Below are 15,990 nucleotides of genomic sequence, written 5' to 3'. Positions count from 1 at the left end.
CGGTTGTATTTTTGAGCAACGCCAATTCCTTATTCTGAAAATTTAGAAATGTATTTGACGTTTTTATGACGCGATGGTATTCTAGCGTTATAGAAACGTCATTTGTATTTAAGGGAGGTAAAGGATGAAACCGGGTATGAAAATAGGTCAACAGGCAACGATTGATGTCATCGTAACACCTGAGATGTATGCTCAGTTTGAAGGGAACGTGGTTCATCCTGCTTATTCTACTGTTTCAATGGTTTATCATATGGAATGGGCAGCAAGGCAAATCATTTTACCTTTTATAGAGGAGCATGAAGAAGGGATCGGTGCTTCGGTTAATGTAATGCATTTATCACCTGCACCATCAGGAGAACATTTACTAGTTACAGCAACATTGACTGAACTGGTAAAAAATAAAATTGTTTGCGATCTAGTTGTAAAACACGGGGAAACTGTTGCAGGAAAAGGGTCAGTTACCCAATTTATTCTGCCAAAAGAAGACCTGAACCGAAAAATTCAGCAAGCAAGGTCCGAGTCTGTTTAATTATGAAAGCGCTTACTTACTTTGCTGTGTTAAAGATAAATTACAGCTTTGGGTGTGGCTTTCCACTGAATTGTACCAGTATAGGAATGAATGAGGAGGCAGGTTGATGTTGTCATTTGAAAAAATTAGTGAACATGAGCAAGTCGTCTTTTGCAATGACGAAGACACCGGTTTAAAAGCGATAATTGCTATACATAATACAACCCTTGGACCCGCTTTAGGTGGTTGCAGAATGCGTCCTTACACCAGTGTGGATGAAGCGTTGGAAGATGTTTTGCGTCTTTCAAAGGGAATGACATATAAATGCGCCGCTGCCGATGTTGACTTTGGAGGAGGCAAAGCGGTTATTATCGGTAATCCGGAGACCGATCGTTCACCGGAATTGTTTCGTGCTTTCGGCCAATTTGTAGAATCACTTAATGGTCGTTTTTATACAGGGACGGATATGGGAACAACACCTGATGATTTTGTACATGCACGTAAAGAAACGAATTGTATTGTTGGGGTTCCAGAAGCTTATGGAGGCAGCGGGGACTCATCGGTTCCTACTTCACTTGGGGTTTTATATGGTCTTAAAGCAACGTGTAAAATGCTTTACGGTACAGATGCCCTTGGAGGAAAAAAATACGCCATTCAAGGGTTAGGAAAAGTCGGGTTCAAGGTTGCTGAAGCCCTTTTATCAGAAGGTGCAGACCTTCTTGTGTCAGATATCAATCAAGAGGCACTTTTAGAGATTAGTATGAAAGCCGAACAGCTTGGTGGTAGCGTGAAAATCGTTTCAGGTCAGAACATTTATGAAACAGAAGCGGATATTTTTGTTCCATGCGCTCTTGGAGGCATCATTAATGATGAAACAATCGGGCGTTTTAAGTGTGAGGCGATTGTAGGGTCTGCAAATAATCAACTACTTCAAATGAAGCACGCAGACATGCTAAAGGATCGTGGGATTCTTTACGGTCCGGATTACATCGTGAATAGCGGTGGGCTCATTCAAGTAGCCGACGAGCTATATGGGCCGAATAAAGAGCGTGTCATGAGGGGAACAAGAGCCATCTATGAAACTCTTACTGAGATTTATCTTCAGTCAGATATACAAGGAATCTCAACCAATGCAGCAGCGAACGAGTTTTGTGAAGCGAGAATCGAGAGTCGTAAAAAACGGAACAGCTTTTTTTCTCATAATAAAAGATTGAAGTGGCAAGTACGAAGCTAACATACCGAGGAGGAGCTTAAATGACAGAAATGGAAAATCAATTCCCGATCGTTCAAGTCATGGATGGAGATGGACATATTGTGGACGCTTCGTATCATCTCACCGAGTCGTTCATCAAGGAGATGTACTCAAAGATGCTTCGGGCACGGACGTTGGACAAAAAAAGCGTCAATCTTCAGAGACAAGGACGGATTGGTACGTACGCACCTTTTGAAGGGCAAGAAGCGGCACAGGTGGGCAGTGCTTCCGCATTAGAAGAAGGAGATTGGATGTTTCCTACGTATCGGGATCATGCAGCGACGCTTACATTTGGTCATTCCGTTTCCACGATCATGCTTTATTGGAAAGGGAGGGTAGAAGGGTGTGTTCCACCTGAAGGAAAAAATATTTTTCCCCCTGCTGTACCGATTGCAACTCAGCTTCCTCACGCAACTGGAGCTGCCCTTGCTGAAAAAAGAAAAGGAACCGATCGTGTAGCAATTGCCTACTTTGGTGACGGAGCAACGAGTGAAGGGGATTTTCATGAAGGGCTTAATTTTGCCAGTGTGTTTAAAGCTCCGGTTGTTTTCTTTAACCAAAATAATGGTTATGCCATAAGCGTGCCAATTGAGAAACAAATGAACTCCAAGACGATTGCTCAAAAAGGGCTTGCCTATGATATGGATGCCATACGTGTTGATGGAAATGATGTGTTAGCGGTTTACTTTGAAACCCAAAAAGCGATTGAAAAGGCTAGAAACGGAGAGGGGCCGACTTTGATAGAAGCTGTTACTTGGCGATACGGTGCCCATACGACTGCTGATGACCCTTCTAAGTATCGCAATCAGGAGCTTAGTTTAGAAAAGCGTGACAAAATTGATCCTTTATTAAGGCTCGAAAGATATATGAAAAAGCAAGGGTTTTGGGATGACGCTTGGAAAGATCAGGTTGCAAAAGAATGCGACCTAGAAATTGAACAGGCGGTCGAAGAGATGGAGAACTTCCCGGAACCTGACGTAAATGATTTATTTGATCACGTATTTAAAGAGCCGACATGGACAATAAAAAAGCAAAAAGAAGCCTATTTATCTCAAAAGCGAGGTGAAACCGTATGACGACCAAGGCAATGACAGAAGTAAAAACAAATAAACTGACTCTTGTTCAAGCAGTGACGGACGGGATGAGAACGATGCTCAGTGAACATGACGACATCCTCGTATTAGGAGAAGATGTTGGTCAAAACGGTGGCGTTTTCCGCGCAACGGAAGGACTTGTACATGAATTTGGTGAAGATCGCATTATCGACACACCATTAGCTGAAGCAGGAATTATCGGAACGAGTATTGGTCTTGCCATAAACGGTTTTAGGCCAATAGCAGAAATGCAATTTTTAGGCTTCGTTTATCCCGCATACGAGCAAATTATGACTCATGCTTCACGAATTCGCAGTCGAACCATGAGCAAATTCAGTGTGCCTATGGTTATTCGAGCGCCATACGGTGGGGGAATTCGAGCACCTGAAATCCATTCGGACTCTGTTGAGGCTCTTTTTACTCATATGCCGGGGATTAAAGTGGTCGTCCCTTCAAACCCTTACGATGCAAAAGGGTTATTGATTGCTGCCATTGAAGATCCGGATCCTGTCTTATTTATGGAACCGATGAGAAGCTATCGAGCATTTAAATCCGATGTACCAGAAGGAAAGTATACTGTCGAAATTGGTAAAGCAGCTACCCTTGCGGAAGGTGATGACGTCACTGTCATTGCATGGGGAAACATGGTTAGCGTAGCACAAAAAGCGGTTGAAGAGATGACGAAACAGGGAGTGTCCTGTGAGCTATTGGATTTAAGGACGCTTTATCCTTTGGACAGAGAGACGATTGTGGCTTCGGTTAAAAAGACCGGACGCGTGGTGATCTGTCATGAAGCACCAGAAACGGGAGGCGTAGGGAATGATGTCATGGCTTTGATTAATGATGAAGCATTTCTATACCTTCGTGCTCCAATGTCCAAGGTTGCAGGTTTTGACACACCGTTTCCATTCTTTGCGTTAGAAGAAGAGTACTTGCCAACACCGTCTAGAGTCAGTCACGCCATTAAAGAAGCGGTTACGTTTTAGGAGGGGAAAGCTATGGTCGAAGTGAAACTTCATGACGTTGGAGAAGGAATGACCGAAGGGGAGATTACCGAGTACCTCGTTAAAGTAGGAGATCAAGTGAAAGTTGATCAACCTCTCGTAGAAGTTCAAACGGATAAAGTAAGCGCGGAGCTCCCATCACCTGTTGCTGGAACAGTTAAAGAAATTCTAGCCAAAGTAGGGGATGTTGTAACGGTTGGGACAACGGTCATTATTTTAGAAAAAGAAGGGGCTTCTGTCTCGAAAACAAAAGATCACTCCTCTAAAGAAAAAGAAGAACCTATTTCATTTTCTATGAAAATTGATAAATCACAGAGTAAAAGACAATCGGGCCGTATTCTTGCGACCCCATATACGAGACGAATTGCTCTTGAAAATAGTGTTGATATCGAACAGGTATCCGGAACGGGACCTGCTGGGAGAGTAACAGACGAAGATGTATTCCGATTTATGAAGGAAGAATCGACGCCGGCTACTCTGAAATTATCCGATAAAAAATCGGAGCAAGCTCCAGTGGATGTTGCAGAGAAGAGGGAAGAGGTTTCATCTCCTACTAGTGGAGAAAAGACGATCCCTTATCGGGGCCGTCGGAAACAAATAGGGAAGAAAATGACGCACTCCCTTATGACCATTCCTCATGTAACACATTTTGACGAAGTGGATGTTACAAATGTTATGAAACTCCGTGATGAGCTTAAAGCAGAAGGAATCAAGCCAGTGAGCGTCGCAGCTTTTTATATCAAGGCACTCGTGTTTGCCTTAAAAGAGTATCCTGTATTCAACGCAGTCCTCAACGAAGAAAAAGAGGAGATTGTACTCAAATCAGACTACAACATCGGGCTTGCAACAGATACAGAAGAAGGCCTGATCGTACCTGTCGTAAAAGGGGCGGATCGATTATCAATCACTGCCATTAACGATGAGATGAAGCGCGTGATGAATCTTGCTAAAGACAACAAGCTCAGCAAAAAAGAACTCACAGGGGGAACATTTACTGTGAGTAATGTGGGGCCTCTTGGCAGTACAGGTGCAACACCAATTATCAATCATCCCGAAGTAGCTTTGATTGCTTTTCATAAAACGAAAAAAATGCCGGCGGTAGTAAATGACGAAATTGTCATTCGGCAAATGATGAACATGAGTATGAGTTTTGACCATAGAGTGGCTGATGGTGCCACAGCTGTTGCGTTTACAAGCCGGTTTGCAGAACTCATTGAGAATCCTACTAAGATGATGTTGGAGATGATGTAAATGGTTGTAGGAGAACTAGTTCAAGAAAGGGACTTGATCGTAATTGGAGGAGGACCGGGAGGCTATTCTGCAGCTATTCGTGCCGCACAACTTGGACTTGATGTGACGTTAATTGAAAAAGATTATTTAGGAGGCGTTTGTCTTAATGAAGGGTGTATTCCTTCCAAAGTATTCACCCATAGTACATCCACGCTTGCTGAGACACGGAAAGTTTCTCAGTTTGGAATCCAGACCGGAGAAGTGAGTTTTAACTTTACTCAGATGCACGCATGGCGCGATCAGGTAGTCTCAGGGCTCAGAAAAGGGGTCGAATCGTTATGTAAAGCTCACAAAATTGACGTCATTTATGGAGAAGCCTCCTTTTTGTCAGATGACAGAATCGGAGTGGAATGCGGTCATCAGTTTGATACGTACCGGTTTAAACAGGTGATTTTGGCAACAGGCAGCACATATGAAGCGCCGATATGGGCAAAGCCAGACCACAGATGCATGTTAGATAAGACGTCAGTATTCAAGCTTGAAACAGTCCCAGAGCATCTCATCGTCTCCGGAAGCGATTATGTTGCACTGGAGGCTGCGTTTGGTTACCGGGAGCTAGGGGCAGCTGTTACTGTGATTATGGAAACGAATAGCTTCGGGTTCGATGAGAGCATTGATAAAGAGCTGTTTAGAGTAATGAAAAAACAAAAAATGGCTGTTGTGAAAAACGCTAGAGTCATTTCTGTTGAAAATGACGGGGATCGAGTGTTGATCAGCTATGAATCAACAAAAGGAAGAGAAGAACAAGCAGGAAGTCACGTATATGTCTCTTCAGTTTCAAAACCAAGAATTAAAAATTTAGGTTTAGAAAGAGCAGGAGTGCAAGTGAACGAGGAAGGCTACATTGACGTGAATGACCGAGCAGAGACCAATGTTCCCTCCATTTATGCCGTTGGTGATCTTACACCAGGTCCCGCACTTGCTATAAAAGCGTTAAAACAAGGGAAAGTGGCAGCGGAAAACGTTGGGGGCAAACAGGCTACTTTTGATCTTCATTTTATTCCAAAAGTGGCCCACACGAATCCACCTGTTGCGTCAGTAGGTTTGACAGAAATCGAGGCAAAAGAGCAAGGTTACGCCGTAAAGGTAAGTGAATTTGCCTATGGCGGTAATGGATTTGCAAGCATTACCGGTAACAAAGATGGGAAAACCAAAATTGTTGTAGATGAGACGAATGATGTTTTATTAGGGTTTCATGCGATTGGGAAGGGAGCCGTCGAACTCATCTCAAACGGTGTGACAGCTCTAGAAATGGCAGCCAGAGATGAGGACCTAAGCTATCCTTATTATCCCCACCCAAGCTTAAATGAGAATTGGCTTGAAGCAGTTGAAGGGCTCTCAGGTAAAGCCATTCATGCTCCGCCTGCAAGACAAATGGCTAAAAGCGGAAAATAGCAAAAAGGTAACGTGAAAGGGAACAAACCCTCTGACGTTACCTTTTTATGTTTAACGAACTTCATAGTTGTTACATTCCGAGAGTGTTTAATTATTTATTGTTAAAGTCGTATGAAGTACCATAATTTTCGTCTTGGCCACTAATCATTACTAAAGGGAATGGTGATTAGTAAGTCATCGAAGAATTGAACGGTCTCCAGTTCAACAGTAACGATTAGGCTGTCCTCAAGAACCGGAACTTTGTCAAATGCAAGTCTGTATTCTCCTGTACTCTCATTGTAGTGGGGAGTAGTGTAGGAGCGGTATTCATTTCCTTCTTGATCTTCCATCCACAGAGACTGGCTCTGGTAAGAAGCGTGTTTGCCCTCTAAGGTGTATGTGATATAGGTAGTATGTTCTTCTGAAACAACATCGTGAACGGTAACGCTGCCTACTTCTCCTTGAGAAAGAGTGACCTCTTCTTTTTTCCACGGTGCACGGACAAAGGCAATATCATTATCCGTTTCCCCAAAAAGAAAAGGTGTGATGGTCAGTTCTTTTGGCTTTTCCTTTAAAGGCTCATAGAAGAGGGAATATTCATTCAGGTATAAACCGTTTTTCACTTGACCGCTGCCACTCGCACTCGTAGATTGGATAATTCGGCCATTCTCATCGACGATGTGATAGTCCAGCCTGTGAAACTCATCATCATATTCTTCAGGGTAGGAGCTGTTCATGGAAATCGCTGTTGAAGTAGGGTGGAAGGTAACCGTGTTATAGGAAAGAGAAAGTTCCCCCGATTCTTTTACTTCATTTACCATGATCGTCTCCGATTCACCTTTCTTTTCAACAGGTAATTCAACCGACCAGGCGTTTCGTTCAAACGGTTTGATGCCTAGTTTAAAAGAGTCGGGAAGATCTGGTATGCGAATGCTGATTGTACCCGCGTACCACCCGTCGTCCAAGTACTCTCCAGTACCGCCCCAGCCGTAGCTTCCAATATCTCTGCCGTTAACAGTGAAAAGTACGTTGACAGGGAAATCCCTGTGTCCGAGCTCTTCATCCCATTCCTCCATATACCCGATGTGAATTTGTGATCCGTCATAAAGGGTATCTGTAAAGATGACTGTATTTCCGTCAATCGTGACTTCCTCCCCGATGGCTGTAACCAAACCTTCTTCTGCACCTTTTATAATTCCCGCATTATTGGCATATTCAAATGCAGAACCGACAATCGGCAGGTTTTTCATTGATGAAGCAAAAGAAGGGGAGAAAAGGGACATGCTGATTATAATGAGAAAAAGAGAAGCAACACTTATGAATGAATACATGACTCCTTTCTGCTTCGTTTTTCTGGCGGGAAGTGTTGAAAGAGTGTCGCTTATGGTTCTGTCGACATTTTCAGGCATAGACTGATTGACACTTTTCTTCAATTGTTGTTCCCATTGATCCATAATTCTGCCTCCTCACTTTGAAAAAGTATCCTGCGAAGCTTTTCACGGGTTCTTCTCAAACGTGTTTTGATGGTATTTTCAGATGTTTCATAGAGTAAAGCCAGATCTGCTACTGATAAGTCTTCAATGTAATACAATTTCAGCAGCTGGCTTTCGGTAGAAGGGAGGGAAGTAAAGAGTTCCATCACTTCAAGCTCTTTAAAGCCTTGCTCTTCAGTTGACGTTTCTCCTAATTGTTCAATCGGGATGATGTTTTTTCTTTTTCGATGAATTTGATTGCATTCATTTATCAAAATTCTGATGAGCCATGTTTTAAAATAACAGGGCTCACGTAGCTTGCCAATCCCCTCATAAGCATTAAGAATGGTTTCCTGAATGGCATCGGCTGAATCTTGGTCATCTGAAAGGATAGTCCTGCTTACTCTGTACAAGGTTACTTTGTGTTCTTCTATTACCTTTCCGAATGATTTCTTGCACCCATTTATGGCTTTTTTTACAGTCTTAAGGCTATTCACCTTTTTATCCCCCCTCTGCATCCACGTCTATTAGATCGTAAAAGCCTGGTTCAGGTTTCACTAAATTGAAAAATATGTATATATAACGATTATAATGGATTTAAAGTTTATTTGAGCAAACAAAAAAAGCACCTTGGCAAAGTTGCCAAGGTGCCTCTAATATTCTCGAAAGCTATCATTTTGTCTGTCATTTTTACATTCCAGCTTCGTATTTAAGCTTCTTGGATAGTTCTCGAAATTGTTCTTCATCAAACCCTGGGGCAAATTCTTCAGGAATCTGTTGAAGATCTGGTATTTCTCCTCCTTCTGGGACGCCATCAACCACTTCAAGCTCACCTGCAGGTCCGATTGGTGATGGACCGTTCCAAATACGATCAAGTAAGTTGTAATCATCATCACTAAAGCGATACAGCTTTAAGTGTGAACCTTCGTCTTCGTACTTTTTTGCGTAGTCGAATTTAGAGTTGTCCAGGCTCGGGACAGGAAGCATGTTCATCATATTTACACCTGTTACCGTTTCCAATGCTTTGGCATATGCAACTGCATGAACACTCCCCCTGACAAGAAGATAGCCAGTTAATTCCCTTGCAGCTTCGTTGTCAGTCATTTGATACACTCTCATTTTATGAGTTCTGGCACCACATTCCAGATAGAAATTGTGCAGGAGGTCATCTACAAGATTACCACTAGAGAAGACATTATCTCCGGTCCAGGCTTTTCCGGTGGAATCCGTAGGTACAGCATTTTGGCCTCCGAGGATAAAATTAAATTTATTTCCCATTCCTAGTGCATCACGAAGGGGCGTATCGTCCGGGTTTGTACTTCCGTTTCCAATTGAACCGTCAAGACAAAGATTTATTGTGTTGGAGACGAGTTCAACATGGCCCATTTCTTCTGCAGTAATACTTGCGATCAACTCGTAAAATGGACGGAGTTTCTTTTTGCTTCGAAAGTTAAATGACTGAAACATGTAATTGTTCAGTGTTGACATTTCACCAAAGCGGCCACCTAAAAGCTCTTGAATCGCTCCAGCAGAATCAGGGTCAGGGTGTTTCGGACGAGGCAGGTCAATTTGAAGCCGATCAATGCGTTTGAACAATAGAACAACCTCCTATAAATAATTTCCTACACTGGTTGACATTCCCATATTGTTTGTGTAAAAAACATGTATACATTAAAAATATAAAACTCGTACAAACGTCAGGGTCCTGTCGAATCATTTAATAAAAAGAAGGTTTAATAAAGGAAACCCCAGGCAATAGGAAGACTGTTACCAATTTTAAAAGGAGAGTGTTAGAATGTCTGATCGTTACAAAACTGGAGAAAAGGCACCCGCAAATGGTAAGTATGAGTTTGATGGTTTAACAGACGGAAGAAAAAAGTCTAATCCTACTGAACACGAATCGCAAATTACACTCGAATCGGGAGATACATTCCCACCTTTAAGATCAAGTCAAGAAGCAGCCTACTGGAAAAAGGTAAAATAACCTGTACAAGAAAGCACCGGAATCGATCTGATTCCGGTGCTTTCGCGTTTACGAATAGATTTAATAGGTAATATTAAATCATTGACAACTTTATTATTGGACACGAATTTTAATAACGTGAGTGTGCGGTTTATCGTTATTTACTCCGTCATAAACATGGATGGGACCGGTTGTTGTAAGGGGTTCTCCTTTATGAGAAAACTTCAGCACAATTTCCTTATGGGATTGAAATGGAACTTCTAGTTCAGATCCATCTTGTTTCTCAAAAACAATTGTTGAAGCATCTTCGTCCGGTGAAGCGTTTTCCAAAAATGGCGTAAGAGGAATACCGAAGCTTTCTGATTTCAATGCTTGCCGATCTACAGAAATACTGTTTTCATTCCTGATTTTCATACCGCTTCTGTGGCTGTCCCATGCTAAAGCGGATTTACTGTCTTCATCATCGATATTCTCTGTTATCGAAAAAGGTTCTGACTGAAGGTACGCTTCCATGTTCACTTTTCTTTTATCGAACATAAACGCACCCGGATCGAGCGTGATCGTATGCTTTGTCTTACCGGTAATCGTTACTATCATTTCCTGTTGACTCATATGACTCACTCCTAAATGACGGTTTAACCAATCTACTAATTGAATTATAAAAGTTATCGCACGATTTGTCACACATCGATTTTATAATTGGAGGGGTATTCGTGATTTGTGAAGACAAAAACATCTTAAATCACATGATAGAAGAAGCAAGAATTTTAACAAAAGAGGGTAAGGTGGCCAATTACATCCCGGCGTTACAGGAGGCTGATCCTTCTGTGTTGTCCCTGGCGATTTATGATGGCGGAGAGACGTGTGCGGCTGTAGGCAACGTGGAAGAGACCTTTACGCTTCAAAGTATATCAAAAGTCCTGAGCTTAGCTCTTGCCCTAATGGATCAAGGTGTAGAAGAAGTATTTTCAAAAGTGGGAATGGAACCTACAGGAGACCCGTTCAACTCCATCATTAAGCTTGAAACAAATAAACCAAATAAACCATTAAATCCGATGATCAATGCCGGAGCACTTGCGGTTACTTCTATGATAGCCGGTTCCACAACCGAGGAAAAACTAGGAAGGCTGTTAACGTTTATCCATGAGCTCACAGGCAACCCGAAGATCAGCTACGATGAACATGTAGCGAGCTCTGAATTGGCTACAGCACATTTAAATAGGTCACTTGCCTATTTTATGAAACAGCACGGAGTGTTTGATGATGACGTGGAGGATTTGCTGGATCTTTACACAAAGCAATGTGCCATTGAGGTTAACTGTCAGGACCTCGCTAAAATCGGTTATGTGATAGCGAATGAGGGACGACATGTAGAATCCAACCGCCCGATTATTCCACTGCACATATCCAGGATCTTAAAAACCTTTATGGTCACATGTGGTATGTACAATGCTTCAGGTGAATTTGCAATACGAGTGGGAATCCCCGCCAAGAGTGGTGTTTCCGGAGGAATTATGGCTTCTATTCCCCACGGGTTGGGCATAGGTATATACGGTCCGGCACTTGATGATAAAGGAAACAGTATTGCGGGTATGAAGCTGTTGGAATCCCTTTCATCTAGATATGACTTAAGTATCTTCTAATGAATACGCTCTATGGATATGTATTGCATTTTTTATAGGTAACAGATAATATAAGGAAGTAGGGATAGTTTCTTTTGGATAATAGGAGGGATGACAATGTCAATTGAGACGTTATCCGGACAGAGTGAAAAAGCGTATGCCCTTCTAAAAGAAGATGCTCAAAAAATTTTGAATCTCATTGAAGTGCAAATGTCTAACTTAACAATGCCCCAATGTCCTCTTTATGAGGAAGTTTTAGATACACAAATGTTCGGACTTTCCCGTGAGATCGATTTTGCCATTCGCTTGAACCTTATAAAAGAGGATGAAGGAAAAGGCCTTTTGGATCAGCTGGAAAAGCAGTTATCTGCCTTGCACGAAGCCTGTTTACGGGAAAAAAATAAGTAAACAACCATACGGACTCATGAACCAAGCTTGTCTTCACTGACAAGCTTGGTTTTTTTATGTAAAATCAGGACTTTTTAAAGTAATGGTATTCTTCATAAAAATACGTGTTCACCCTCATTGTACACTGTAAAGGCAGACTTCGAAGGTTTGCTGACTTTTCGTTTTATGCGAAATGCATCGTCCTTTCGTAATATGTAGTTGAACGTAAGTAGGTAAGGGAGCGGATGGCATGAGACGGATCTTTATTTATAGAAAAACAATCTTTGCGAAAAGAGCAAAAAAATAGAGGATTTTATCAAAATCTGTATAACTTTAACCTATAGTAGGTTTTCTCCGGGAATTAGGATGACGATTCTCCGAAACGGGAAACTTACCATCGTTCATATTATTAGACAAAGTTTATGAGGAGGCTACATAGGATGGATCGGTTACAAAACATAAAGAAAGTATTGGTGGCTAATCGTGGGGAAATTGCGATTCGTATTTTTCGTGCGTGTACAGAACTTGACATTCGAACAGTAGCAATTTATTCAAAAGAGGATACTGGGTCATATCACCGTTATAAAGCGGATGAAGCGTATTTGGTGGGTGCAGGAAAAAAACCGATAGACGCCTATCTGGACATTGAAGATATTATTAAAGTAGCAAAAAGAAATCATGTAGATGCTATTCACCCGGGATATGGGTTCTTGTCAGAAAACATTCATTTTGCGAGAAGGTGTAAAGAAGAAGGAATCATCTTCATTGGACCCGATACAGAGCATTTAAGAATGTTTGGTGATAAAGTACAAGCAAGAAAACAAGCCATTGAAGCAGAGATCCCTGTTATTCCAGGTACCAACGGGCCGGTTTCAGGTTTGGAAGAAGTGGAAGCGTTCTCAAAAGAAAGTGGCTTCCCTCTCATGATTAAAGCTTCTCTTGGTGGCGGCGGTCGGGGGATGAGGATCGTTCGGTCAGAAGGTGAATTGAAGGAAGCCTTTGAAAGAGCTCGTTCAGAAGCGAAGGCGGCATTTGGTAGTGATGAGATGTACGTAGAGAAATTTGTTGAGAACCCTAAACATATTGAAGTGCAAATTATTGGAGATCACGACGGGAATATTGTCCATTTGTATGAGCGTGATTGTTCGGTCCAAAGAAGACATCAAAAGGTAGTTGAAGTGGCTCCGAGCGTTGGGTTGAGCGAGCACACCCGTGAAGACATTTGCGCAGCAGCATTAAAGTTGATGAAGAACATTGAATACGTAAATGCAGGAACAGTTGAATTCCTTGTTACCGATAACGGTGAGTTTTTCTTTATTGAAGTGAATCCTCGTGTGCAAGTCGAACATACCATTACAGAAATGATTACTGGTATCGATATTGTTCAGTCACAAATCCTTATTGCTGACGGGAAAAGCCTTCACTCAAAAGAAGTAGGCATTCCAAAACAAGAGAATATTTATACTCACGGCTATGCCATACAGTCAAGAGTCACAACCGAAGATCCAACGAATGACTTTATGCCTGATACGGGAAAAATTATGGCTTATCGTACTGGTGGGGGATTTGGCGTTCGACTCGATGCTGGAAATGGATTCCAAGGTGCAGTGATCTCCCCTCATTATGATTCGCTTCTCGTAAAGCTTTCAACATGGGCCCTTACATTTGAGGACGCCGCACACAAAATGGTCCGAAACTTAAAGGAATTTCGAATTCGAGGGATCAAAACGAACATTGCTTTCTTGGAGAATGTCGTGCGTCATGAATTGTTTGTAAATGGTCAATATAATACGGCATTTATCGATAAGACACCTGAACTTTTTGTGTTTCCAAAGCGTAAAGACCGAGGAACCAAGATGCTCAGTTACATTGGTTACACCTCAGTTAACGGATATCCTGGGATTGGCCGAAAATCTAAGCCTTTATCAACCAATCCTCGTATTCCAGAAGTGGACTATTTAAAGCCAATACCTGACGGAACAAAGCAAATTCTTGATTCCGAAGGGCCTGAGGGAGTAGCCAATTGGGTTAAAGAACAAAAAAATGTTCTTCTTACGGATACAACATTCCGTGACGCTCATCAATCCTTACTCGCCACTCGTGTTCGTACACAAGACTTGAAAAACATTGCTGAACCGACAACACGCCTTTTGCCAAATCTCTTTTCTATGGAAATGTGGGGCGGTGCGACGTTTGATGTAAGTATGAGGTTTTTGCATGAAGATCCATGGAAAAGACTCCTGATTCTTAGAGAGAAAGCACCAAACGTTCTTTTTCAAATGCTACTACGTGCCTCTAATGCTGTTGGGTACAAGAACTACCCAGATAATGTGATTGAAGAATTTGTGGAGAAGTCTGCTGATGCTGGTATTGATGTGTTTCGAATTTTTGACAGCTTGAACTGGATTGACGGTATGCGACCCGCTATTCAAGCAGTAAGAGATTCAGGGAAAATAGCAGAGGCAAGCATGTGTTATACGGGCGATATTTTGGATTCGAATCGTCAAAAATACAGTATGGCCTATTATGTAGATATGGCTAAAGAACTAGAAGCATCAGGGGCTCATATCTTGGGGATTAAAGATATGGCTGGATTATTAAAGCCAAAAGCCGCTTATGAATTAATTTCTACTCTTAAAGAAAACATTGATATTCCAATTCATCTGCACACCCACGACACGAGTGGTAATGGCATTTTTACCTATGCAAAAGCAATTGAGGCTGGTGTTGACATCGTGGATACAGCCATCAGTTCGATGGCAGGATTAACAAGTCAACCAAGCATGAACAGCTTGTATCATGCTTTGAGCGGTCACGAACGTCAACCTGAGCTTAATTTAAAACATGCAGACGCTTTAAATGGATATTGGGAAGATATTCGCCATTTCTATCAAGATTTTGAAAGTGGAATGATGGCTCCGCATTCTGAAATTTATTCTCACGAAATGCCTGGTGGTCAGTATAGTAACTTGCAGCAACAAGCAAAAGGAGTAGGACTTGGGCATCGCTGGGATGAAGTAAAGGAAATGTATACTCGAGTCAACCACATGTTTGGCGATATTGTCAAAGTAACCCCTTCTTCAAAAGTAGTTGGAGATATGGCGTTATTTATGGTACAAAATGATTTGACTGAAGAGATGGTTTATGAAAAAGGCATGAGTCTTGATTTCCCTGATAGTGTAATTGAATTATTTGAAGGGTATTTAGGTCAAGCGTATGGAGGGTTTCCGGAGAAACTGCAGAAGGTGATTTTAAAAGATCGAAAACCAATATCAGTTCGCCCAGGGGAACTATTGGAGTCTGTTGATTTTAATGAAATTCGGGAAACGTTATATCATAAATTAGGGCGACAAGTGACCATGCATGACATACTTTCCTACGCCCTTTATCCGAAAGTATATTTGGATAACGAAACGTTCATTGAGCAATATGGTGATCTTTCGGTACTTGATACGCCAACGTTCTTCTATGGATTAAGAGTAGGGGAAGAGATCGAAATTGAAATTGAACAAGGGAAAACGTTAATCGTTAAACTTGTATCCTTAGGTGAAGCTCAACGTGACGGGACTCGTGTTATTTATTTTGAGCTTAATGGACAACCTCGAGAAGTGTACGTCACCGATCAAAGTATTGAATCCGACATGAAATTAAAACCAAAAGCAGATAAAAACAACGATCGACAAATTGGTGCTTCTATGCCAGGTACAGTCATTAAAACGCTTATTAGTGCTGGTGATGATGTGAAAAAAGGCGACCATTTAATTATTACAGAATCCATGAAAATGGAGACAACTGTTCAAGCACCGTTTAATGGAAAGGTCGTGGATGTTTTCGTAGGTGATGGCGAAAGTATACAAGCGGGAGATTTATTAGTGGAATTCGAATAAGGTTTTACGATGAGTTATGGGGAACAAGTTTAGAAGCATGATAAGTCATTTTGTTTGAAACCCTTAGGGTGAGGCGGAATAGGTGGATTGGTCTTCATCCCCGTGGAAATAACGAGCGTTTCGACACGGATATGAGT

The 15,990-nt window shown here is 41.8% G+C and carries 14 protein-coding genes; 10 read left to right on the top strand and 4 right to left on the bottom strand.

The genetic code is table 11. The annotated features are described in order from the left end of the window. The first annotated feature begins 124 nt into the window (after nt 1-124). The 6 genes from G476_RS0110345 (at nt 125) to lpdA (ending at nt 6,543) form a co-directional block, all read left to right on the top strand. Nucleotides 125-529 (top strand): thioesterase family protein, encoded by a 405-nt coding sequence (locus tag G476_RS0110345; RefSeq protein ID WP_026690051.1) that lies wholly within the window; start codon nt 125-127, stop codon nt 527-529. A gap of 106 nt (nt 530-635) precedes the next feature. After that, nucleotides 636-1,742, top strand: a complete 1,107-nt coding sequence (locus tag G476_RS0110340; RefSeq protein ID WP_026690050.1) for a Leu/Phe/Val dehydrogenase — start codon at nt 636-638, stop codon at nt 1,740-1,742. Between the two features lie 29 nt (nt 1,743-1,771). After that, nucleotides 1,772-2,836, top strand: coding sequence for a pyruvate dehydrogenase (acetyl-transferring) E1 component subunit alpha (pdhA, locus tag G476_RS0110335; protein WP_026690049.1), 1,065 nt, complete (start codon nt 1,772-1,774; stop codon nt 2,834-2,836). Further along, nucleotides 2,833-3,840 carry an alpha-ketoacid dehydrogenase subunit beta gene (locus G476_RS0110330; protein WP_026690048.1) on the top strand — a complete coding sequence of 336 codons (1,008 nt, stop codon included), beginning with the start codon at nt 2,833-2,835 and terminating at the stop codon, nt 3,838-3,840. Before pdhA ends, G476_RS0110330 begins: the two co-directional genes overlap by 4 nt. Nucleotides 3,841-3,852: 12 nt before the next feature. After that, complete coding sequence (locus tag G476_RS0110325) at nt 3,853-5,109, top strand: dihydrolipoamide acetyltransferase family protein (protein ID WP_026690047.1); 1,257 nt, start codon at nt 3,853-3,855, stop codon at nt 5,107-5,109. Then, on the top strand, nt 5,110-6,543 hold the full coding sequence (gene lpdA, locus G476_RS0110320) for a dihydrolipoyl dehydrogenase (RefSeq protein WP_026690046.1): 1,434 nt from the start codon (nt 5,110-5,112) through the stop codon (nt 6,541-6,543). It begins immediately after the preceding gene. A gap of 140 nt (nt 6,544-6,683) precedes the next feature. On the opposite strand, the gene G476_RS0110315 is transcribed toward lpdA, so the two are convergent. The 3 genes from G476_RS0110315 to G476_RS0110305 all read right to left on the bottom strand — a co-directional run bounded on the left by G476_RS0110315 (nt 6,684) and on the right by G476_RS0110305 (nt 9,590). After that, nucleotides 6,684-7,976, bottom strand: coding sequence for a DUF4179 domain-containing protein (locus tag G476_RS0110315; protein ID WP_026690045.1), 1,293 nt, complete (start codon nt 7,974-7,976; stop codon nt 6,684-6,686). Further along, nucleotides 7,952-8,491 carry a sigma-70 family RNA polymerase sigma factor gene (locus G476_RS21695; RefSeq protein ID WP_051314740.1) on the bottom strand — a complete coding sequence of 180 codons (540 nt, stop codon included), beginning with the start codon at nt 8,489-8,491 and terminating at the stop codon, nt 7,952-7,954. The genes G476_RS0110315 and G476_RS21695 overlap by 25 nt, the downstream gene beginning before the upstream one ends. A gap of 193 nt (nt 8,492-8,684) precedes the next feature. Then, entirely contained in the window at nt 8,685-9,590 is a 906-nt protein-coding gene (locus tag G476_RS0110305) for a manganese catalase family protein (RefSeq protein ID WP_026690044.1), read from the bottom strand. A 199-nt stretch (nt 9,591-9,789) separates the two neighbouring features. On the opposite strand from G476_RS0110305, the gene G476_RS0110300 reads away from it, so the two are divergent. Further along, on the top strand, nt 9,790-9,978 hold the full coding sequence (locus G476_RS0110300; protein ID WP_026690043.1) for a YjzC family protein: 189 nt from the start codon (nt 9,790-9,792) through the stop codon (nt 9,976-9,978). 93 nt (nt 9,979-10,071) lie between these two features. Here the strand turns inward: G476_RS0110300 and G476_RS0110295 are convergent, their stop codons facing one another. Beyond that, on the bottom strand, nt 10,072-10,569 hold the full coding sequence (locus G476_RS0110295; protein WP_051314739.1) for a hypothetical protein: 498 nt from the start codon (nt 10,567-10,569) through the stop codon (nt 10,072-10,074). 101 nt (nt 10,570-10,670) lie between these two features. On the opposite strand from G476_RS0110295, the gene glsA reads away from it, so the two are divergent. The 3 genes from glsA (at nt 10,671) to pyc (ending at nt 15,853) form a co-directional block, all read left to right on the top strand. Beyond that, on the top strand, nt 10,671-11,600 hold the full coding sequence (gene glsA / locus G476_RS0110290) for a glutaminase A (RefSeq protein WP_026690041.1): 930 nt from the start codon (nt 10,671-10,673) through the stop codon (nt 11,598-11,600). A 96-nt stretch (nt 11,601-11,696) separates the two neighbouring features. Next, nucleotides 11,697-11,987: an Fpa/YlaN family protein gene (locus G476_RS0110285; RefSeq protein WP_026690040.1), complete on the top strand. Its 291-nt coding sequence runs from the start codon at nt 11,697-11,699 to the stop codon at nt 11,985-11,987. A 419-nt stretch (nt 11,988-12,406) separates the two neighbouring features. Continuing rightward, nucleotides 12,407-15,853 (top strand): pyruvate carboxylase, encoded by a 3,447-nt coding sequence (gene pyc / locus G476_RS0110280; RefSeq protein ID WP_026690039.1) that lies wholly within the window; start codon nt 12,407-12,409, stop codon nt 15,851-15,853. Nucleotides 15,854-15,990 lie beyond the last annotated feature (137 nt).

Origin of the sequence: Alteribacter aurantiacus DSM 18675, from assembly GCF_000429705.1 — a bacterium.
In the GTDB taxonomy this organism is placed as follows: Bacteria; Bacillota; Bacilli; order Bacillales; family Salisediminibacteriaceae; genus Alteribacter; species Alteribacter aurantiacus.
This window is presented reverse-complemented; position numbering and strand designations above follow the sequence as displayed.

Coding starts and splice junctions, on each gene's coding strand:
- G476_RS0110285 (WP_026690040.1), top strand. CDS start 11,697: ATGTCAATTGAGACGTTATCCGGACAGAGTGAAAAAGCGTATGCCCTT.
- pyc (WP_026690039.1), top strand. CDS start 12,407: ATGGATCGGTTACAAAACATAAAGAAAGTATTGGTGGCTAATCGTGGG.
- G476_RS0110345 (WP_026690051.1), top strand. CDS start 125: ATGAAACCGGGTATGAAAATAGGTCAACAGGCAACGATTGATGTCATC.
- G476_RS0110295 (WP_051314739.1), bottom strand. CDS start 10,569: ATGAGTCAACAGGAAATGATAGTAACGATTACCGGTAAGACAAAGCAT.
- G476_RS0110325 (WP_026690047.1), top strand. CDS start 3,853: ATGGTCGAAGTGAAACTTCATGACGTTGGAGAAGGAATGACCGAAGGG.
- G476_RS0110330 (WP_026690048.1), top strand. CDS start 2,833: ATGACGACCAAGGCAATGACAGAAGTAAAAACAAATAAACTGACTCTT.
- lpdA (WP_026690046.1), top strand. CDS start 5,110: ATGGTTGTAGGAGAACTAGTTCAAGAAAGGGACTTGATCGTAATTGGA.
- G476_RS0110300 (WP_026690043.1), top strand. CDS start 9,790: ATGTCTGATCGTTACAAAACTGGAGAAAAGGCACCCGCAAATGGTAAG.
- G476_RS0110340 (WP_026690050.1), top strand. CDS start 636: ATGTTGTCATTTGAAAAAATTAGTGAACATGAGCAAGTCGTCTTTTGC.
- pdhA (WP_026690049.1), top strand. CDS start 1,772: ATGGAAAATCAATTCCCGATCGTTCAAGTCATGGATGGAGATGGACAT.
- G476_RS0110315 (WP_026690045.1), bottom strand. CDS start 7,976: ATGGATCAATGGGAACAACAATTGAAGAAAAGTGTCAATCAGTCTATG.